The sequence below is a fragment of the Mycobacterium sp. JS623 genome, assembly GCF_000328565.1.
In the GTDB taxonomy this organism is placed as follows: Bacteria; Actinomycetota; Actinomycetes; order Mycobacteriales; family Mycobacteriaceae; genus Mycobacterium.
In genome coordinates this window covers 4,289,444-4,309,220 of sequence record NC_019966.1, presented here as the reverse complement: position 1 = coordinate 4,309,220, position 19,777 = coordinate 4,289,444, and the positions used below count along the sequence as shown (strand labels likewise).

General features: G+C 63.3%; 15 protein-coding genes. 7 read left to right on the top strand and 8 right to left on the bottom strand.

Annotated elements, in window-relative coordinates; all coding sequences use genetic code 11:
* Positions 1-37: 37 nt before the first annotated feature.
* Together MYCSM_RS21060 and MYCSM_RS21055 are read left to right on the top strand one after the other, a co-directional pair.
* Positions 38-982 (top strand): 3-hydroxyacyl-CoA dehydrogenase NAD-binding domain-containing protein, encoded by a 945-nt coding sequence (locus MYCSM_RS21060; RefSeq protein ID WP_015308191.1) that lies wholly within the window; start codon positions 38-40, stop codon positions 980-982.
* 1 nt (position 983) lies between these two features.
* Positions 984-2,186, top strand: coding sequence for an acyl-CoA dehydrogenase family protein (locus MYCSM_RS21055; RefSeq protein ID WP_015308190.1), 1,203 nt, complete (start codon positions 984-986; stop codon positions 2,184-2,186).
* Positions 2,187-2,334: 148 nt separating this feature from the next.
* Here the strand turns inward: MYCSM_RS21055 and MYCSM_RS37305 are convergent, their stop codons facing one another.
* The gene (locus MYCSM_RS37305; protein ID WP_157681374.1) at positions 2,335-2,670 is read right to left on the bottom strand and encodes a hypothetical protein; all 336 of its coding nucleotides are present in this window, start codon (positions 2,668-2,670) and stop codon (positions 2,335-2,337) included.
* A 102-nt stretch (positions 2,671-2,772) separates the two neighbouring features.
* Between MYCSM_RS37305 and MYCSM_RS37300 the strand changes: the two genes are divergently transcribed.
* Entirely contained in the window at positions 2,773-3,171 is a 399-nt protein-coding gene (locus MYCSM_RS37300; protein ID WP_157681373.1) for a hypothetical protein, read from the top strand.
* Positions 3,172-3,192: 21 nt separating this feature from the next.
* On the opposite strand, the gene MYCSM_RS21045 is transcribed toward MYCSM_RS37300, so the two are convergent.
* The 6 genes from MYCSM_RS21045 to MYCSM_RS21020 form a co-directional block, all read right to left on the bottom strand.
* The gene (locus tag MYCSM_RS21045; RefSeq protein ID WP_232425643.1) at positions 3,193-4,914 is read right to left on the bottom strand and encodes an ABC transporter ATP-binding protein; all 1,722 of its coding nucleotides are present in this window, start codon (positions 4,912-4,914) and stop codon (positions 3,193-3,195) included.
* Positions 4,915-5,117: 203 nt separating this feature from the next.
* Positions 5,118-6,089 carry a cytochrome d ubiquinol oxidase subunit II gene (locus tag MYCSM_RS21040; RefSeq protein WP_232425824.1) on the bottom strand — a complete coding sequence of 324 codons (972 nt, stop codon included), beginning with the start codon at positions 6,087-6,089 and terminating at the stop codon, positions 5,118-5,120.
* A gap of 26 nt (positions 6,090-6,115) precedes the next feature.
* Entirely contained in the window at positions 6,116-7,531 is a 1,416-nt protein-coding gene (locus MYCSM_RS21035) for a cytochrome ubiquinol oxidase subunit I (RefSeq protein ID WP_015308186.1), read from the bottom strand.
* Complete coding sequence (locus MYCSM_RS21030) at positions 7,528-8,895, bottom strand: NAD(P)/FAD-dependent oxidoreductase (RefSeq protein WP_015308185.1); 1,368 nt, start codon at positions 8,893-8,895, stop codon at positions 7,528-7,530. The genes MYCSM_RS21035 and MYCSM_RS21030 overlap by 4 nt, the downstream gene beginning before the upstream one ends.
* Positions 8,892-10,550 (bottom strand): NAD-dependent malic enzyme, encoded by a 1,659-nt coding sequence (locus MYCSM_RS21025; protein WP_015308184.1) that lies wholly within the window; start codon positions 10,548-10,550, stop codon positions 8,892-8,894. The genes MYCSM_RS21030 and MYCSM_RS21025 overlap by 4 nt, the downstream gene beginning before the upstream one ends.
* A 290-nt stretch (positions 10,551-10,840) precedes the next feature.
* Positions 10,841-12,481 carry a sensor histidine kinase gene (locus tag MYCSM_RS21020; protein WP_198344960.1) on the bottom strand — a complete coding sequence of 547 codons (1,641 nt, stop codon included), beginning with the start codon at positions 12,479-12,481 and terminating at the stop codon, positions 10,841-10,843.
* A gap of 984 nt (positions 12,482-13,465) precedes the next feature.
* Here MYCSM_RS21020 and mdlC point away from each other — a divergent pair.
* From mdlC to MYCSM_RS20995, 4 genes are read left to right on the top strand one after another with little or no spacing between them, the layout of a single operon-like run.
* On the top strand, positions 13,466-15,079 hold the full coding sequence (mdlC, locus tag MYCSM_RS21010; RefSeq protein ID WP_015308181.1) for a benzoylformate decarboxylase: 1,614 nt from the start codon (positions 13,466-13,468) through the stop codon (positions 15,077-15,079).
* A 20-nt stretch (positions 15,080-15,099) separates the two neighbouring features.
* Complete coding sequence (locus tag MYCSM_RS21005; protein WP_015308180.1) at positions 15,100-15,498, top strand: tautomerase family protein; 399 nt, start codon at positions 15,100-15,102, stop codon at positions 15,496-15,498.
* Positions 15,499-15,534: 36 nt separating this feature from the next.
* Complete coding sequence (locus tag MYCSM_RS21000; protein WP_015308179.1) at positions 15,535-16,710, top strand: alpha-hydroxy-acid oxidizing protein; 1,176 nt, start codon at positions 15,535-15,537, stop codon at positions 16,708-16,710.
* 35 nt (positions 16,711-16,745) lie between these two features.
* Positions 16,746-17,843, top strand: a complete 1,098-nt coding sequence (locus tag MYCSM_RS20995; protein WP_015308178.1) for a mandelate racemase/muconate lactonizing enzyme family protein — start codon at positions 16,746-16,748, stop codon at positions 17,841-17,843.
* Positions 17,844-18,035: 192 nt separating this feature from the next.
* On the opposite strand, the gene MYCSM_RS20990 is transcribed toward MYCSM_RS20995, so the two are convergent.
* On the bottom strand, positions 18,036-19,475 hold the full coding sequence (locus MYCSM_RS20990) for a GAF domain-containing sensor histidine kinase (protein ID WP_232425642.1): 1,440 nt from the start codon (positions 19,473-19,475) through the stop codon (positions 18,036-18,038).
* Positions 19,476-19,777: the final 302 nt, after the last annotated feature.

Genomic DNA, 19,777 nt, shown 5'->3' with positions numbered 1-19,777 from the left:
TCCAACCGGTTTTTGACTATCTGAAAGAGAGCATGAAATGACACAGCAATTCCGCACCGCCGTGGTGATCGGGGCGGGCACCATCGGGTTGTCCTGGACGGCACTATTTGCCGCCTATGGGATGAACGTCCGGGTCAGCGACCCCCGCCCGGATTTGGCGGACGCCCTGGCCGAGGCGTTGGGGGAGTTTGGTCCACAGTTGGCCGCTGTGGGGCTGAACGTCGACGGACTGGCCGACCGGGTGCAGGTGGCCGGCGACCTTAGCGACGCGGTGCGAGACGCCGACGTCGTGCAGGAAAATGGTCCCGAGAGCGTTGAGTTCAAAAAGGATTTGTTCGCCAGGCTGGTGCGTGATGCCCCCAAGCATGCGCTGCTTGCGAGCTCCTCCTCGGCGCTGCCGGCCACCACGTTCACCGACGGGATCGAGGACGCCGGCCGCATCCTGATCGGGCATCCGTTCAACCCGCCGCATCTGATGCCGCTGGTCGAAATCGTGCCCGGCGAACACACCACCGAAGACGCCGTCTCCGCCGCGGTGGACTTCTACACCTTCCTGGGGCGGACCCCGGTCGTCGTGCGCAAGGAAATGCCCGGATTCGTCGGCAACCGGTTGCAGAACGCAATCAGCCGTGAAGCCAGCTACCTCGTCCAGCAGGGCGTGGTCACCCCCGAAGACCTCGACAAGGTGGTCACCAACTCGCTGGGCATCCGCTACGCGACCATCGGGCCGTTCCTCAGCGGACACCTGGGCGGGGGACCCGGCGGCTATCGCCACCTCGCCGATCACATCGGCAAAGAGATGGACAAGATGCAACTCGGCGAAGTCACCCAAGACCCGAAGGTGCGGGAGCGGCTCATCGAGGCCGTGGAGAAGACCTACGGGGCTTCGTCATACACCGAACTCGCCGCGGAGCGCGACCGCAAGCAACTCGCGGTGCTAGCCGCGCTGGCCAGTGTTAACCACAACAAGAAAGAGAAGTGATATGACCACCACCGTTAACGGCGTCGAACCCGGGCTTGTCGGCGACTTCTACAACTTCGAGGGCCTGCTCTCCGACGAAGAACGCAAGATCTTGCGCAAGGCCCGTACCTTCCTGCGCGATGAGATCAAGCCGCTGGTCAACGAAGCCTGGGCCAAGGCCGAGTTCCCGTTCGAGTTGATCGATAAGTTCGCCACAAGTGGGCTGGGCGGGCTTGCCTACGACGGCTACGGCGACCACAAGCCGGCAGTCACCAACATGCTCAGTGGGATGCTGGCAGTCGAGCTGGCCCGCCTCGACCCGTCGGTGTCGGTGTTCTTTGGTGTGCACAATGGGCTCGCGGGCGACTCGATCTATGACGGCGGCAACAAGGAGCAGCGCGACAGGTTCCTGCCTGCGATGACCTCGTTCAAGAAAATCGGCGCGTTCGGATTGACCGAGCCGCTGAGCGGGTCCGATGCCTCCGGCGGCTTGCGCACCACCGCCAAGCGCGAAGGCGACACCTGGGTGCTCAACGGAGCCAAGCGCTGGATCGGCAACGCCACCTTCGCCGACTATGTGGTGATCTATGCTCGCGACCTCGCCGACAACAACGTCAAAGGGTTCGTTGTGGAGAAGGGCACCCCGGGGTTCAGCCCGGTGAAAATCGAAAACAAGGTGTCGTTGCGGACCGTGCAGAACGCCGAGATCACCCTGACCAATGTGCGGGTGCCCGAGGCCAATCGGCTGCAAAACATCAACTCATTCAAGGATGTTGCCAAGATCCTGCGCTTCACGCGCACCGCGGTGAGTTGGATGGCGGTCGGCGTGATGGTCGGCGCCTACGAACACGCCCTGGAGTACGCAAAGAAGCGTGAGCAGTTTGGGAGGCCGATCGCCAAGTTCCAAATGATCCAGGATCTGCTCGTCAAGAGCCTGGCCAACATCACCGCTTCATGGGGCATGGTGGCGCAGCTGGCCCGGCAACAAGACGCCGGTGTCTTCGATGACGCGCAGGCGTCGCTGGCCAAGTTGTACGCCACCGCCCGGATGCGCGAGGTGGTGACCTGGTGCCGCGAGATCTGCGGCGGCAATGGGATCGTGCTCGACTACGACGTCGCGCGGTACATGGCCGATTCGGAAGCCATCTACTCCTTCGAGGGCACCTACCAGATGCAAACCCTGATCGTCGGCAAAGCGATCACAGGGCACAGCGCCTTCGTGTGAGTCGAACAGGACCGGTCCCGGCGTCCACGCCGGGGCCGGTTCTGCGTTCGGCTACCGAATTCTGCGTCAACGCCACAGCCGGCTGGATCGCCCAACGTTCCCTGCGGAACGACACCCTGCCTAACGCCGACCGAGACCAGACAAGGGCTCAGATCGGAAAAAAAGGAGCAATCTCGAATGCGAACCCAAGGTAATGAGCCAAAAGCCTGGCCACAGGGCCGGATTGGGCATAGCTTGGCCGGCGGTCGATTCGTCGATGCGCAGGACTCACTAGATGCTGCGGCAGTGAGCGGGTGGCAACCGGGCCGTCCGTCGCCTCGCGCTCGCCGTTGAAGCGCCGGCCACGATGCACGTCACAGACGATTTGCTCAGGTTGTCGACCGCGGCGGTTCCGCTCATCGCCTCGGCGGTGACCGGTACGTTCTTGTTCGTCAATCGCAGCGGCCGGCGCATCGAGCGGCTCAGGGCTCTGGTTGAAGTTCATACTAGTCTGCCTGCGCGCCTAAACCCGAATCACGCTCTGCAGCGGGCGATTCTGTGGCAGCTGTGTCAGGTCGAACTATGGGCCTCGGCGTGGTTCCGACTGGTGAAACTGTATCTGTATTTGACGGGCGGGCTGTTCCTCTTGCTGTGTGTGGAAGCCGCGTTCCCAAAAGCCTTGGGAATTCCCGACGATTTGGTCGCCGCGATACGCTGGGTCTGCGTCGGTCTGACCATCGTCGGCCCGATACCGCCGTATGCCGCCTACCGACGGCACAGGCGTAAAGCGACACTTCCCTACCGGGACGCCATTAAGAATTTGGACGCCGGGGATGAGCCGCAGCGCGCACACGTTGAGGGGCACGCCGGCCCCGACGCGAACCAGCTGGAACAAAGCGTGATCGCAGCGACGATCAAGGCTTTCGAGGCCGACCGTCCTGGGCGCCCAACGGCTAAGCCGGCTGAGTCACCGGCGAAACACGCCACATATCGCAATACCGACTAGACCAAGCAAGAGTAGGCGCATCTATGCCGGCGCCTGATATTGCAGACGGTGCAGCCGAGCATAGACGCCGCCGAGTGCCAATAGTTGCTCGTGCGTGCCGTCTTCGGCCACGACGCCGTCCTTGACGACGATTATCTTGTCGACGTTGCGTAATGTGCTGAGGCGATGGGCGACGGTGATGACGGTGCGGCCCGTCATGAGCCTCTCGAGGGCCTCGATCACGAGGTGTTCGGACTCAGAATCGAGCGCTGCTGTGGGCTCGTCGAGTATCAAGATGGGGCTGTCGCGGATCAGGGCCCTGGCGATCCCGATGCGCTGGCGTTGACCACCCGAGAGGGTAAGACCTCGGTCTCCGATCATGCTGTCGTAGCCCACAGGCATCCGGGTGATGAACTCGTGGGCGCTGGCGCTTTTAGCCGCTTCCACGATCTCCTTCTCGGTGGCATCCGGTCGCCCGAAGGCGATGTTGTCGCGCACCGTCCCGCGCAATAGCACGGTGTCCTGCAGCACAAAGCCGATCTGGGAGCGAAGGTCGCGCAGCTTATAGTCTCGGATGTCCACTCCGTCGATCGTGATGCGGCCGGCGTCGGGGTCGCGGAAGCGCGCGATGTGGCTGATGATGGTGGATTTGCCGCTACCCGTGGGACCGACGATGCCCACCATCTGGCCAGGCTTGATTGCAAAGGTGATATCACGTAGCACCGGCACCGCCGGGTCATAGCCGAACTGCACATGCTCGAAGGTCACCTCACCGCGAAACCGTGGGGGATTCTTCGGGACCGGCCGCTCGGGAATGACCTCGTCGGCATCACCGACCGCAAGCACCCGCTGAAAAGCCACCGACACATGCGCGATCGTGTTGGTCATCTCTGCGAGCGCGCGCACTGGCTGAAAAAACTTGGCCAGGTAAGCGAGAAATACGGTCAGCGTGCCCAAGGTCATCGTGCCTGCCAAGATCAGCAACGAGCCCCGCCACAGCACCAGACCCGTACACACCGCGATCACCAGACTGACCACCGGCGAAAGCAGCGTGGACATCTTGTACGCGCGCAGCCACGCGGTCACATTGGCAATGTTGGCCTTACGCACCCGGTGCTCTTGGCGCTCCTCGGCGGAAAAAGCTTGCACCACCACCATCGACTGGAGGCCTTCCTGAAGGGTGGACACCAGTTCGGACTGGTGGATTCGCAACTCGCGCACCGCGGTCCGGACGGCCTTGCTGACGTGCAAGACGACGACGGCTAACGGCGGTGCGACCGCAAGCGCGATAAGCGCGAAATCCCAGCGCAGCCAGAACATCACGACAACCATGCCGACCAGTGTGAGGGTGTCGGTGAAAATGTTGAGCGTAGAAGCCGACGCGAAGCGCTGAATCGTCTCCACATCTCCAGTCAGCGTGCTCAGGATCGTACCGACCCGAGTGGTGTCGTAATAGGCCAGTGACAGCTTCTGCAGATGGTGATATAGCCGCACCCGCAAATCGCTGCCGATGCGCTGACCCATACTTTCGGTGAAGTAACTGGCCGCATACATTGCCGCGCCGGCCACCACCGCGATCAGCACCGTCACGATCCCCGCCGCCTCGGCGATGTGGACCTTGCCATCACCGCCCAGCAGCGGAAGTAGCCAATCAATCCATTTGGGAGGACGTTGATTTCCTGCCACGTCGTCGATGATGGCCTTCAACGGCCACGGCGCCGCCAGGCTCATCACGGTCTCCACCAGCATCGCGGCCACAATCACCGAGAGTTTCTTGCGGTGCGGACGAAGCAGGTCACGAACAAGCGGCCGCATAGCAGGGGACTTGCGAGTCACACTTTCTGGACTGTTGCCAGGGCGGCCCACTGCCGTCATCGAACGGCGCCCCGCGCCGGATTACCGCATTCCATCGTCGGCGTGAACCGCGTCATTGGTGTACCTCCTGGGCATGGATCGAACCAGCGCCCTTAGGTTTGGCTCCGCTTCTCTGTTTGGGTTAGCCGCAGTAGGTAGCCAAACGCCGGCAGCACGAATACGACCGCGAGCCCGACGACAACGAGCAGTCCGCCCAGGGTGGCGCCGGCACCTGCGGCCTGGGCGATGGTGAGCTGATCCACCAGGATCCACGGATACTGTGCCACACCCCACGCGGCGACGACAGCGCCGACCGCGGTGACCGCGAAAGCCCGTGCAATGGAATACATTCGGCGATAGAGCAGCACAATCGTGGTAATACCGGCGGCCGCAGCGAGCACCACTAGCGGCAGGCCGGCACCGAGCAGCCCCCGGCTCAGCGTCGGTGCGTCGTGCAGGATCGGAAAAAGTCCGGTGAACACGATGAGGCCCGCGGCAACGCCTACGACGAGCGTGCGTCGTCGCAGCCGTTGGGCCAATTCCGGGTGGCCGGTGCGGGCGGCGTCGGCAGTGAGGAACACCCCGGCCAGGAAAATGCAGGTGGTGACCGCGAGACAGCCGCCGACAAGTGATGTCGGGTTGATCCAGGAGCCGACCGGGTCGCCGTACCCGCTCGCCGGTACCCGTCCGGATGCGATCGCCCCGGCCACTGTACCCAGGAAGAACGGTGTGATAACCGACGACGCAGCGAATATCACGCCGAAAAACCGTGCCTGCCCGAAGGTTTCGGCGTGCTTACGGAAGGCGAAATTGGCTCCCCGCAACACGATCCCCGCTAAGGCCAGCATGAGCGGGATGAAGAGAGTGGTTGTCGCGGCGGCGAAGGTGGCCGGAAAACCGGTCCACCATGTCACCAGCACGTAGATCAGCCAGACATGGTTGGCTTCCCACACCGGTCCTATGCTGTGGTCCACCAGTGTCCGCATTTCCGCACCGCGGATACCGCTGCCAGCGGTCAAATCATAGAAACCAGAGCCAAAGTCGGCCCCGGCGAAGAGAGCATAGGCAAGGACGCCGACGAACATGGCGACAGAGACAGCGCTGGCCAGGGTCATTGGACCGGCACCGATTGCGGTCCATGCGACGGGGCGGCCACGACGGCCGGGGCATACGGGCTTGGCAGGTCCTCATCGCCGGCGCGCCAGCGCCCGGCCATCGACCGCAGCACCACGTAAGCCGCGATGGTCATGCCGGTGTAGAGGATGAGCACCCCAGCGTAGCTCCACCAGATTCCGGTGCTCTTGCTGGCCGCATCGGTAGTGCGCAGCACGTGCCATACAACCCACGGCTGACGGCCCACTTCCGTTGTCACCCAGCCTAGTTCGAGTGCAGCGATGGCCAGCGGTCCCGCGATGACGCAGAACCGTAAGAACCAGCGGTTGCCCAGCAGGTCGCGGTCGCGACGGCGAGCCACCCAGAACAGCAGAACACCCAACGCGAGCAGGGTGCCGATCCCCACCATCGACTGAAACGACCAGTGCGTGAGGTTGACCGGCGGCCAATCGGCTCGTGGCACCCTGTCGAGACCCGGAACCGCCGCGTCATATGAGCCACGCGAGATGAGCGAACCAATCTTCGGAATGACCAATGCCCATCGCACCTGGCCATCGATCAGAAACCCACCGAATTTCAGTGGTGCGGGCCCTGGCTCGGTGATGGCCGCGAGCTCCCACGCCGCGAGTTTGGCCGGCTGGTGCGCGCCGGCCTGCAGGCCCAGCACGTGCCCGATGAGTGGTTGCACGAGGGTGGCCACGCTGGCGAACGCGAATGGCACGGTGAAGCCCAGGCGGTGATGGGCGTCGCTGCGCCCCCGCAGAAACCCAGCTGCATATACCCCGGACACCACCAGCCCGACCACCATGAACGCGCCGACCCACATGTGCAGAAACTGCAGCCACACACTGTCGTTGAACATCACCGCCCAAGGGTTGATGTCGTCGACCACCCCGTCGCGGAGCGTGAACCCGGTGGGGTTGTTCATCCAGGCGTTCACCGACACGACACAAAAAGTGCCGACGATGCCCGCGGTCGCGATCGGAACCAGCATGAGCAAATGCAGTCGAGGGCGCATGCGGTCCCAGCCATACAGGAAGATGCCCAAGAAGATGGCCTCAACGAAGAAGGACAATCCTTCAAACGCAAACGGTAGACCCAGGACGTCGCCGAAACGGCCCATCAACCCTGGCCACAACAGACCCATCTCGAAACTGAGCACCGTTCCCGACACCGCGCCGATCGCGAACAACACCGCCGTGACCTTCGACCACCGCTTGGCCAGCCGCAGCGCGACCTTGTCGTTGCGCACGATCCCGCGCCGGTACATCACAAAAATCATCATCGGGAACGCCACCCCGAAACATGCCAGGATGATGTGCCATCCCAGCGACACCGCCATCTGCTCACGGGCAGGGAACAGTCCCGGCGGCGCGTCGGCCGCCAGCCTCATGATGGAGTCGTTGAATGTCATTCCGCTCCGGCGGCTTTCGGTAGCTCAATGCCTTCGCTCGCCGTGAATTGAGCGGCAGCCTCCGAAACCAACCCCATCGACAGCACGGTGCGGGGGAAAAAGACGTCGGTGAGGTAGGCGAGCGCCACCGCCCAGCGGTTGACGAATCTGGGCAGGGCATAGAGGTGATAGCCGCGGGCGACGAGCTTGGCGGGATAGCCCGACAGCTGCACTCCCAGCGGGTTGGCGACGGCGTGACGGGGGCCCAGGTCGACGACCAATCCCTTGTCGCTGTGGCGGTAGTCCTTTGGTTTGCCGTAACCGAGACTGGCGGCGACGTTGCGGGCCAACACCTTACCCTGCCGGATCGCGTGCTGAGCGGTGGGCGGAGTGATCTTGCCGGGCTGGGTCAGGTCGGGAACAGCGGCGGCGTCACCGGCGGCGAACACGCGGGGATGGCCCGGTACCTGTAGGCTGCCTTGTACTTTCAGTCGGCCCCGCTCGGTTTCCAAGCCCAGCGTGTCGATCAACGGTGACGGGGTTACGCCCGTCACCCACGCCACGGTGTGGGTGTCAAGACGGGAACCGTCGCTGAGCACAACGTGATCGGCGTACACCTCCTTGAGCGTCGTGCCCATCCGGACTTCGATGCCGCGACGGCGCAGCCCACGCGCCGCCGCAGCACCGAGTTTCAGTCCCAGCTCGGGCATCACGTGGTCGGCCAGGTCCAGCAGCACAAACCGCACCGAGTCACGATCGAAGCCCCTCTGCTTCGCGGCGGCATCGGCAAGGGCGCGCAGCTGCGCCGCCAACTCGGAACCGGAATACGATGCGCCGACAACAACAATCGTGCGCCGCGCGGCCGCCCGCGCCTCGTCGTCGTCGATTTGCGCCAGTTCCAACTGCTCCAGCACATGATCACGCAGATACAGCGCCTCGGCCGTCGACTTCAGGCCCCGCGCATGGGTGGCCAACCCGGGTATATCGAACAACCGGGTCACCGACCCTGGCGTCAGTACCAGCCGATCCCACGACAGCGTCCGCACCCCGCCCTCCGGATCGGTGAACGTCAACGCGTGCCGATCCACGTCAACAGTGTCCACCCGGCCGCGTATCGCCTGGACGCCCTTGAGGGTTCCGGCGAGTGGGATGCAGACAAACCGCGGGTCGATCAGCCCGCCGGCCACATCGGCCAGCAGGGGCGAGTACTGCATATAGTCGACCGGCGAAACAATCGTCACCTTCACGTGCGAGGCATGCGCCCTGCGTAGCCGTCGAGCCAGCCGGCGCGCGCACTCGAAGCCGGCGAACCCGCTACCGACAATCACTACCGAGGTGGCGGGCGTCGCGTTTTGCGGGTTACTTTGTTGCGCGGTCGCGGTCATATCTCTTCTCCAGCTTGATATTCGGGTACCCACATGGTGTTGAGGATCGCCCGCACGAGGTCGTGGTGTTTCTTCGTAGCCACGCCGTCTTCGACGGCGGCGTGATAGACCGCCGCGGCGACCGCCGTGGAGGTCGCCCGTAGATCCTTGATGTCGGGCAGTAGCGACGCGCCCGGTTCCATCGGGTCAGCCTTGCCGGCAACGGCTTTCGCGGCCGCGTCGAGCATCCTCTTGGTGACCCGCTGTGCGCCGGCGATGATGATGCCGCGTCCAATCCCTGGGAATACCAGCACGTTGTTGGCTTGGCCAATTCGGTAGGAGGTGCCGTCGTGTTCCACCGGCGCGATTGGACTGCCTGTGGCCACCAGCGCCTTGCCGTCCGACCAGGCCAGCAAGTCTGCCGGCATGGCTTCCAGCAGAGATATCGGGTTGGACAGCGGCATGATCACCGGCCGCGGGGTTGAAGCGACCATCGCCTCGACGACCTCCCGGGTGAAGGCGCCGTGCACAGCGGAGCATCCCAGCAGGATGGTGGGTGAGACCATCTTGATGGCGTCGAGCAGCCCCACCCGCTCTGCGGCGCCCACACCCAGCTTCGCGCGGTTCTTTGTATAGGGCTTCTGAAATTCATGTAGGTCGTCCATATCGTCAAACAGCAAGCCGGGCTTGTCGATTGGCCAGATCCGCGCATAGGCCTGCTCGACGGTTGCGCCATTCGACACCATGACGTCGCGAATCTGGTCGGCGATACCCAGCCCGGCGGTGCCGGCGCCGAACACAACCACCTGCTGGTCGCTCATTGCGATGCCGGTGACCTTCTCCGCCGAATACAGGGCGGCCATCACCACCGCGCCGGTGCCCTGCACATCATCGTTGAACACGCAGTAGTCTGCGACATACATGTCGAGGATGGCACGCGCATTCGTCGGACCGAAGTCCTCGAAATGCAGTATCGCGTTGGGAAACAACCGATCTGCGGTTTGAATGTAGTTCTCGAGGAACTCGTCGTATGCGGCTCCACGCCGCCGGAGATGCCGATTGCCCAGGTAGAACGGGTCGTTCAGCAATTGCTCGTTGTCGGTGCCGACATCCAGGGACACCGCGATCGTGCGCCGCGGGTCGATGCCGCCGCCGGCAGTGTAGAGCGCCAGCTTGCCGACCGCGATCTCGATGCCATTGACCCCCCAGTCGCCTATGCCCGAGATCGCTTCGGCGTCGGTGCACACGATTAGATCGACGTCGTCGGGCGCGAGCCCCAATGTCTGGAAGGCTTCGGCGATTTCGTCGGGTTGGTCGATGGACAGATAGAGGCCCCGCTGACCGCGGCACTCGTCGGAGAATTCCTGGATCGCCTCCCCGACCGTCGGCGTGTACACCACCGGCATCAACTCCGTCAGATGATCCGACAGCACCTTGAAATACAGCACCTCATGACGGCTGCGCAGCTGATCGAGAAGCAGATTGCGGTCCAAATCGGTGCCAAGCCTTTGCAGCTGCTGCCACACCCGTTCTGCTTGCTGCTCCAGGGACAGCACTCCGGAGGGAAGCCGGCCGGTCAGACCGAGCTCGCGGCGCTGCTCATGAGTGAACCCGACGCCGCGATTGACGCTAGGCGTGGCCAATGCATCAGGTAAATGTGGAAATACGGTGGTCACGATCCTTGCCTCTCTTGCCTCATCCGGAGGGCATTCCCTTGAAGAAATTCAGCGTTGGGCCGGGACAGGGGCGAATCCATATGTCTCCTTGAACGTTCATTGCGCGGCCGCTCAGGCACTCAATAGGGGGGAGCCGGCCAATCATGGGCATGGCTCCTAGATTCGCGTTTCAAGCGGCAGCAGTCGTCCCCGCTGACGGCCAACGCCGCTGACATTAGGAGGCGTAACCGGCCGGGGCAGCTTGCATCTCGCATACCCTGCTAGCTTTAGTTGGAAGAACGCGAGCGTCGTCAACGGCGGTCGACGGGGATGCTAACGGACAGCGATGTCCCCACTTCGGGTGGACTGACGACGTCGAGACGCCCGTCAAGCGCCTCGACGCGATCTGTCAGGCCGATAAGCCCGGATCCGTTGCTGAAGTCGGCTCCGCCGATACCGTTGTCGCAAATGGAGATTTCGAGGGTGTCGCCGTTATCTACTGCACGCACGGTTATCTCGGATGCCTGGGCGTGTTTGGCGGCATTCGCCAGCGCTTCAGCCACAACGTAATACGCCGCAACTTCGACAGATTCGGGCAACCGTCTATCGAGACCGAGATCGAGAGTCACCGAATCGATGCCGCAGCGGCGCACCATCGTCTTGAGTGCCGGACCCAATCCGCCCCTGGCCAGGATGGCCGGCCGAATCCCGTGGGAGAGAACGCTAACTTCTTCTGAAACGTCGATCACACCCGACACGATTCTGGACAGCCTGTTCGTGAGGTCATCGAGTTCGGGGGGCACCAGCGCTTTCGCCGTGCCCGCTTCAATCGCCAGCGCGACCAGCCGCTGCTGGGCGCCATCGTGCAGGTCGCGTTCCAGCTGGCGCCGTGCGTCATCGGCGGCCGTGACGACCCGCTGGCGCGACGCGTGCAGTTCGGCGCGCACGGCAGTGTTGCGGATCGCGGTGGCGGCCAGATCCGCGAAGCCACCGATGTGGTCCTCTGTGGTGGGGGGCAACGGCTGTGAGGCTGCGGAGGCAACGACGGCCAATCCCCATACTCGACCATCTACAACAATCGGCGCCGCGACCGCGTGTCTGTTGTGGCTCTCGACGCGCGCCGGCTGACCAGTGGCCAACACCACCGCGGCGATGTGGTCGACCTCGGGCGAGTACCGCTCAGCCGCGGCTGCCGCCGTTTGCGGGTCGTTGCGGCACACTATCGTGGCCGCGCCATCGGCTCCGTAACGTAGTACCGCCGCGTTCTGGACCCGCATACACCGGGCCATTTCCTCGGCCACCGCGGCGAACACCTGAGTCGGGGCCAGCTCACAGGCCACTATTGTCGCCACCCGCCGCAATGCCGCCTGCTGCTCGGCGAGCAAACTGATCCGGTCCAGGCTGGCCTCCAATGCGGCGCGGGTGGTCGCAGCCGCGATCGCGGTCGCCACCAGATCGGCGAACTCGCCGATACGCGCCTCCGTATCCAGCGGCAGGGGTTGCGGCAATGGCGACCCGACTACCGCCAGCCCCCATATCCGTCCATTCACAACGATCGGCGCACCTACCCGCCACGGCAGCCCGAGCTCGCGGACCCAGCCTGCAACGGAACCTGGGGTGTGGTCGCGAATTTCGATTCGTGCGGGGCGACCGTTGCTCAGCACCCGCGTTGCGATGCTGTCGCCGTCCAACGCAAGGCGTTCTCCCAGCCGGAGCTTCGCCGGGCGATCCTCGTCGTACGCGCCGACGATGGTCAGTGCATCGTCGGGCTCGAAAGCGCATACCACCGCGTGACGTACGTCAAGGCATCGCGCCATTTCCGCGGCGACTGTCGGAAACAGTTCCGACGGGCTGACGCCGCGCGCAACCAGCGTGGCGACCCGCCGCAACGCCGCTTGCTGCGTAGCCAGCGCCCTGAAGTATGGCGCTTCGCCAGCACGCTGCTGATTCACGCGATCAGCCTTGTCTCTTTCCATCACACCTTGCCTTCTCGAGACTGAGGCTCGCGGGTTGCCGAGCCCATATCTTCCGCGCTATCGCTTAACATCACTGCGCGGCAACGGCATTACTGCCCCCGGCTAGCTTCAATTGGCCTCTTGTTGGCCGCTGATGACCCCAAGCCCACGTCGTTACCTGTGTACGTCCCTCGTTGGCTGGCCTCTTACGGCTGGCAAGGCAACGCAAGTTCCAGCTAGCGCCCCCAGTTGCGCCGCCGCGATACAACGCCAAAGGCTGTTAGCACTCACGACATGTTCAGTCAAGGACTGCAACTCTGGAAGCTGCGGTCGGCGTAGCCGTTCCTCCCGTCGAGGGCCTTAGGCGGCCGCACAGATCGATGCCTTTCGAGGAGACAAATGGATTCGCGCCGAGGAGAGGTCAGCGATGACTACCGTCACTGATCCCGATTACCACGAAATTGCGCCCATTGAGGGCGCGAGGCTGACGGCGCGGCCGGCGCGGGCAGCCCAACACGATGGGCCCAGGATTCATGCTTTAGGGCCGCATGGATCTAGTAGTAGCGAGCTTCCTCATTCAGAAGCTGGCTCGATTTGACCTCGGCCGTAGCTCGTCCCGAACCAGACAGAAGGCAGGATCGCTGTCGACGGCGCCGCTTACTTCCTGTCGAGCATCGAGCTAGTCGTGGGTGCGGTGTCGACGATGTCCCCGTGGCGCAAGCATATGTTGGTCCCACGTCCCACGTCCCACGTCCCACGTCACCGACGTCGCCGAACATTTCGGCCTGCGAGTCATCGCACCGTGATCATTGGTTCGCGCATCGAGGTGGCCGGCTGGCCAGTGGCGGTTGTCATCGACTACAGCGATCGATGTTTGACGTTGTCACGAAGTACATCGACAGCGTCTCAGATCTACGTGGTGTCAATTGCTCATCATGACAACGCGTTTCGATGCTCGACGAACGAAAGGAAGATTGACTGATGTCAACAGTGAAGACCATCCAGGATGTGACCTATGACCTGCTTCGTGCGCTTGGTTTGACGACGGTGTTCGGTAATCCCGGGTCCACCGAAGAGACCTTCTTGAAGAACTTTCCCGACGATTTCAGTTATGTCTTGGGATTGCAGGAAGCGTCGGTGCTGGCAATGGCCGACGGGTTCGCACAATCGACCGGCAGGCCCGCATTGGTCAACGTGCACACCAGTGCGGGACTCGGCAATGCGATGGGCAGCCTGGTAGCAGCCTACAAGGGCAACATCCCGCTAATCGTCACAGCGGGTCAGCAGACGCGTGAAATGGTCTTGTGCGAACCGTATTTGACAAACCGCGATGAAACCGTGTTTCCGCAGCCGTGGGTCAAGTGGGCCTATCAACCGGCACGTGCCGAGGATGTGCCTGCGGCGTTCATGCGCGCATATGCGGTGGCGCTTCAGCCACCGGCGGGGCCGGTGTTCCTGTCGATCCCACTTGACGATTGGGAGAAACCCGCGTTGGGTCCTGCCGTCGTCCGCGCGGTGAGCCACCGGGTCGGCCCCGACACCCAGCGACTGTGCTGTTTCGCCGACCGCATCAACCGCGCGGAACGACCCTTGCTGGTGTTCGGTCCCGAGGTCGACCGAAGCGACGCCTGGGAGGCCGGCGTGCGGTTCGCGGAAAAGGTCGGGGCGCCCGTATACGGCAGCCCGCTTCCCGACCGGGTGTCGTTTCCGGAGGATCACCGGCTATATCAGGGACAGTTGCCGATGACGATCGCCGGAGTGACAGAGCTTGTGCGGGGCCACGACCTCGTCGTTGTGATCGGCGCGCAGGTCTTTCGTTACTACCCCTATGTGGCTGGCGAGTACCTACCCGAGGGGACCGAACTAATCCAGATCACTGCCGATCCGGAGTTGGCGGGCGCCGCGCCGGTCGGCGACAGCCTGCTCGGTGATCCCCTGCTGGCATTACAGGACATCGTCGGCATGGTGGAGGACCACAGTGACCGGTCGGTCCCGGCTAGGCAGATACCCACCTCAGTGGTTGACGTGACGGGATCGGCACCCCTCGACCCCGACGCGGTGTGGTCGACGTTGAGCACTGTCAAACCCGCCGATTCGCCGTTGGTGACGGAATCGACATCGACCATGGCCCAACAACTCCGATTCCTGCCTACCACCCGTCCGGCTTCGTTCTTCGCCACTGCCAGTGGTGGTATCGGATGGGGAGTTCCCGGTGCGGTGGGCATCGCGCTGGGAGACCGCGCCCGGGGAGTCAAGCGCACCGTGTTGGCCACCATCGGCGACGGATCGTTCCAATACTCGGTGCAGGCCATATGGACCGCCGCCCAACATCGTCTGCCGGTCGTGTTCGTCGTGATGCGCAACGGCGAGTACTCAATCCTCAAGTCGTTTGCGGAATTGGAGAAAACTCCAGGCGTGCCGGGACTGGATCTGCCCGACCTCGACATCGCCTCTATTGCAGCGGGTTTCGGGTGTCGGGCGGTCAATGTGGACAGTACCGACGAGCTCGTGCGTGAGTTCACCACCGCCCTAGAGGCCGACGGGCCGACCGTCATCGTGGTGCCGACCAAACCGCAACCCGCACACCTTGGCTGACCCGAGAGTTGGGAGGAAGGATGCCGATCTACACCTGCACCACGACCGAATCGACGCTCACCACTGACACCAGGACTGCGCTGGCCGGCGAGATCACGCGCCTTCACTCGGCGATCAACCACGTGCCAAGCACCTACGTCAACGTCGTATTCCACGAACTGCCTGCCGACGCCATCTACACCGACGGCCGCCCAGCCGCCCCGGTACTCGTCAGTGGATGGACGCGTGCCGGCCACCCAGACGCCGAAACCACCCGTCTCGCCACCGAGATCGCCGCGGCCGTCACACGGATCGCCGGTATTCCGGCCGAACGAGTAATGGTCGTGTTCGTCAGCAGCCCGGCGCATTACGCCGTCGAGGGCGGTCGTGTCCTACCTGAACCCGGTCACGAACAAGCCTGGATCGCAGGCTCGGGCTAGTCGGAACGATACACAGCCACGCACGGAGGAGTCCTCGTGTCCAATAACTTTGGAGACTTTCAACTCGGCGTCTATGCCGATGCATTGAAGGGCATCAACTCACGCTATCCGTTCGACTTCGAGTCGATCGAGCGGAAGGCATCCGAGGCCCTGCCCGACTGGGTGTACCGGTATGTTTCGTCGGCATGCGGGGACGGGCGGACCCAGCGGGCGAATGTTGACGCATTCTCGCACTACGGAATCGTGCCCAGGATGATGGTCAGCCCTCCCCAGCGTGATCTCTCGATCGAATTGTTCGGCAAGCGTCTCGACTCTCCCATTTTCATGTGCCCAGTCGGGATGGCCGGCTTGTGTGCACCTGATTTTCAGGGTGACGTGGCCGCCGCGCGTGCATCGGCCGCTACAGGTGTGCCGTTCACGCTATCGACGTTCTCGCAGGCGCCGATGGAGGATGTCATCAAACAGACTGGCACCACCCCAAGCTTCTTTCAGTTGTACCTACCCGGGGACCGGGAACTGGCGGCCAGCTTCATCAATCGTGCTGAGGCCAGTGGCTATTCCGGCTTAGTGCTCACCGTTGATACCTGGGCTCTTGGCTTCCGGCCTGCCGATCTGGAGCGCGGAAACTTTCCGCAGTTCCGCGGCTTCTGCATGCAGAACTATTACTCCGATGAGAATTTCACCAAGCATCTGGCGAAGCCACCGCACGAGGATCAGTCCGCTGCTCTTGAGCACTACGGCAAGATCTTTCAGCACCCGGTGACCTGGGAGGATCTGCGTTGGATCCGGACCCAAACCCAGCTTCCCATCGCGGTGAAGGGAATACAGCACCCCGACGATGCCCGCATTGCGATTGATTGCGGCGCCGATGTGTTGTACTGCACCAACCATGGTGGCCGTCAGGCGAATTCGGCGATACCCGCGATACAGCTACTGCCGCGAGTCGTTGCCGCCGCCGGCTCCACCCCAGTCATGTTCGACTCCGGGGTACGCGACGCGACAGACGCCGTCATCGCGTTGGCTCTGGGAGCGACCGCCGTGGGGATCGGCCGCCCTTACGTTTACGCCCTGTCGTACGGCGGAACGGAGAGCTTGGCTCACTACCTGAAATCCTTCCTTGCCGAGCTGGATCTATGTTTGGCGGTCTGCGGATTCAAGGACGTCGCCAGCCTCAAAGAAGCGGGCTGCGAACAGGTGACTTCCGCTAGCTAACGGATAGCCCCATTCCGGAAGGGAAGTCAATTGCGATGAAGATCAAGGATGTTCAGCTGTCCATCCTGCGCACCGAACTCGACGAGACCGTGATTCCCACGCAGGGAGCGGTGGACACGATGCCCCAACTGGTACTCGTCTCGATCTCGACCGAAGAAGGCATTGACGGACACTACGTGAGCTATCTGATCCCGGCCAAGGCGGTCGAACACGCTGCCGAGGTCGCGAGGACGATCCTCGTCGGAAGGGACACCTATGATGTCGCGGCCCTAAGCCATGAGATGACAAATGCCCTGCCGCCGTATTCGAATCCACCTGCCCTTGCCGCAGCCGACGCCTGTCTATGGGACATCAACGCGAAAGCGGCCGATTTACCGCTGTACAAATACCTTGGCGCGCATCGCCACAAGATCCGGGCGTACGCCAGCACCGTCGCCTATTCGACGATCGAGGGCTACCTCGACGCTATCCGCGCCGCTGTTGCGGAAGGATTCACCGCGGTGAAGTTTCACCCCTTCCGCGAGGCCCGACGGGATATCGAACTGGCCCAGGCGATCAGGCAGGAGTTCCCACATATCGACCTGATGATCGACCCAGTGTGCGCGTACTCGGTGCCCGACGCGCTGGCGGTGGGCAAGGTTCTGGAGGGTCTCAACTTCTATTGGTTTGAGAACCCGATCTCGGACCTCGATCTGAAAGGGCTGGCGGTCCTTGCGAGCAAGCTCAGCGTGCCACTGGCCGTTGGAGAGCAGAACTTCGCCGGATTCCCTGCGCTGCGTGAGTATTTGACAACTGGTGTCGGTTTCTATGTCCGTACCCTCGCCGAATACTCGGGTGGCGTCACGCAGCTGATGAAGGCAGCCCATGCGTGCGAGGCCTTCGGCCTCAACTATGAGATTCACAGTTATGGACCCACGCTCAATCTGGCCATGTACCTGAATGTGGCTCTTGCCGTGCGAAACTGCGAGTTCGCAGAGATCATGGTGCCGCAGAACATGTTGAGTATGGGTATGGCCGACGCGGACCTTCCCGTCGTCGACGGCGAGGGCTTCATCGCCGCTCCTCGCAAGCCGGGCCTTGGCTACGCCATCGACCGTGACAAGGTCGAGAATCTGACCATCCAGAGATTCTGAAAGCGTAAGGCTTAGACGAATTGCGCGCCGAGCGCTGCCACCGCGTCGTCGCCAGGAATAGCACACTACTGCAAGGCTTTCTCGTAGATGAACGCGGTTGGATGCAGACGCACTCTGCGGGAGGCGACTCTGGACTGCGGCGCCGCTCAGCGGCACAGGACATCGGGTGAATCGTGGACCCCGTCATCATGGTTAGCCTGATCTAGTCGGGTCAGTGTTGGTTGCACGTCTCACTTGAGCAGCCGAACCGGCCGGGGGTGTGGGGGGTTGGGTGAGTGGGAGTTCGGCGCGGATGGTGGTGCCGGCGCCGGGGGTGCTGTGTAGCCACAGCTGTCCGCCCAGGGCTTGTATCCGGTCGGTGAGCCCGACCAACCCGGAGCCGCCGTGGGGGTCCGCGCCGCCGCGGCCGTCGTCGGTCACCACCACCCGCAGCACCGGATCACCGGATTGCCCGGTGTCGGTGTGGAGGTTTACCTCGATGGTGTCGGCGTGGGCGTGTTTGGCGGTGTTGGTCAGCGCCTCGGCCACCAAGTAGTAGGCGGCGATCTGGAGGGGTTGGGGCAGCGTGGCCGTCAGCGCGATGTCCAGGTCCACCGGCACCGGGCAGCGGCGCGCCAACTGCGCCAGCGCGGCGGCCAGTCCACCGTGGGTCAGAATCGCCGGCGGGATGCCGCGCGAGATTTCCTGCAGCTCCAGCGACACCTCGGCCAATCCCGACACGATGCGCGACAGTTGATCTTTGAGCTCGCCCAGTTCGGCCGGTGCGCAGGCTTCGGCTTCCAGCGCGTGCAGCGCCAGGGTGACCAGGTGCTGCTGGGCGCCGTCGTGCAGATCGCGTTCGATGCGCCGACGCTCACGATCGGCGGCCCGATGCAACCGTTGAGACGCCTGGGCCAGCAGCTGTTGTTTCTGCTCGTCGCGGTAACCGGCTACTAGAGCACTGGCGGCCAGTTCGGCGAAGCGGGTGATGCGGACCTCGGTGTCGGCGGGCATCGGGCCGCGTCGAGCCGTTCCGACGGTGGCCAGTCCCCACACCCGGCCGTCAACGATGACCGGCACCCCCACCGCCGCGCGCACGCCGACCGCTCGGACTCGTGCGGCGATCGGCCCGGCGACGTTGTCGTAGCTGTCCATCCGCGCCGGGCGACCGGTGCGCAGCATCGTCGAGGCCAGGGTGTTGCCCGCGATCGGTGTGCGGGTGCCCACCGGCCACTGCGCTGGGGCCGCCGCGGCATGGTAAGCACCGGCCATCAACGTAATTTCGCCGGTGCTGGTCTCGTAGCGGTACAGACCGGCGCACTGCCCGCCGGCATACCGACACATCTCATCAGCCACCGCGTCGAACACCTCACACGGCCCCACCCCCCCAGCCACCAACGCCGCCAACCGCCGCAACGCGTCCTGCTCGGCGACCAGCCGGCGATACTCGGTGTACAGCTTGGCGGGGGGGTTCTCGTCGAGTTCGGCAGGGAAGTCCTCGGCGGTTAGTCCGTCCACCGCATCCTCATCAAATGTCAGGTCAGCTCGACGCCCTGCGTTCGGTTCGCCGTCGTTGGCGCGTCTTGCCCGTACATCGGGATCGATAGTGCTACTTGGTGATTCGGCGACCGAGCTAGGCGAATATGGAGTCATCGGCGCACCATCGCGTACCCGGCGACACCAAAGACCACCGGCAGCATCGCCAGCATCCCAAGCGTTGCACTCAACATCTTTCGCTCTTCTCCTCGTGTGCTCACCAGCGCGGTATCGGGCCTAGCCTCGGCCGTCGTTCGAGTGGGAACGCAATTGGTTGGTGACTACTACGGTCGCCGCGCGGGCAGCCCAGCACCATGGGCCGAGGATTCATGTTTAGGGCCGCATGGATCTAGTAGTAGCGAGCTTCCCCATTCAGAAGCTGGCTTGAATTGACCTCGGCCGTAGCTCGAGGTGCTGAT

Excerpts from the sequence above, each read along its gene's own strand:
- MYCSM_RS21060 (WP_015308191.1), top strand. The coding sequence starts at position 38 with ATGACACAGCAATTCCGCACCGCCGTGGTGATCGGGGCGGGCACCATC.
- MYCSM_RS21055 (WP_015308190.1), top strand. The coding sequence starts at position 984 with ATGACCACCACCGTTAACGGCGTCGAACCCGGGCTTGTCGGCGACTTC.
- MYCSM_RS37305 (WP_157681374.1), bottom strand. The coding sequence starts at position 2,670 with ATGAACTTCAACCAGAGCCCTGAGCCGCTCGATGCGCCGGCCGCTGCG.
- MYCSM_RS21040 (WP_232425824.1), bottom strand. The coding sequence starts at position 6,089 with ATGTTCGTCGGCGTCCTTGCCTATGCTCTCTTCGCCGGGGCCGACTTT.
- MYCSM_RS21035 (WP_015308186.1), bottom strand. The coding sequence starts at position 7,531 with ATGACATTCAACGACTCCATCATGAGGCTGGCGGCCGACGCGCCGCCG.
- MYCSM_RS21030 (WP_015308185.1), bottom strand. The coding sequence starts at position 8,895 with ATGACCGCGACCGCGCAACAAAGTAACCCGCAAAACGCGACGCCCGCC.
- mdlC (WP_015308181.1), top strand. The coding sequence starts at position 13,466 with ATGTCAACAGTGAAGACCATCCAGGATGTGACCTATGACCTGCTTCGT.
- MYCSM_RS21005 (WP_015308180.1), top strand. The coding sequence starts at position 15,100 with ATGCCGATCTACACCTGCACCACGACCGAATCGACGCTCACCACTGAC.
- MYCSM_RS20995 (WP_015308178.1), top strand. The coding sequence starts at position 16,746 with ATGAAGATCAAGGATGTTCAGCTGTCCATCCTGCGCACCGAACTCGAC.
- MYCSM_RS20990 (WP_232425642.1), bottom strand. The coding sequence starts at position 19,475 with ATGACTCCATATTCGCCTAGCTCGGTCGCCGAATCACCAAGTAGCACT.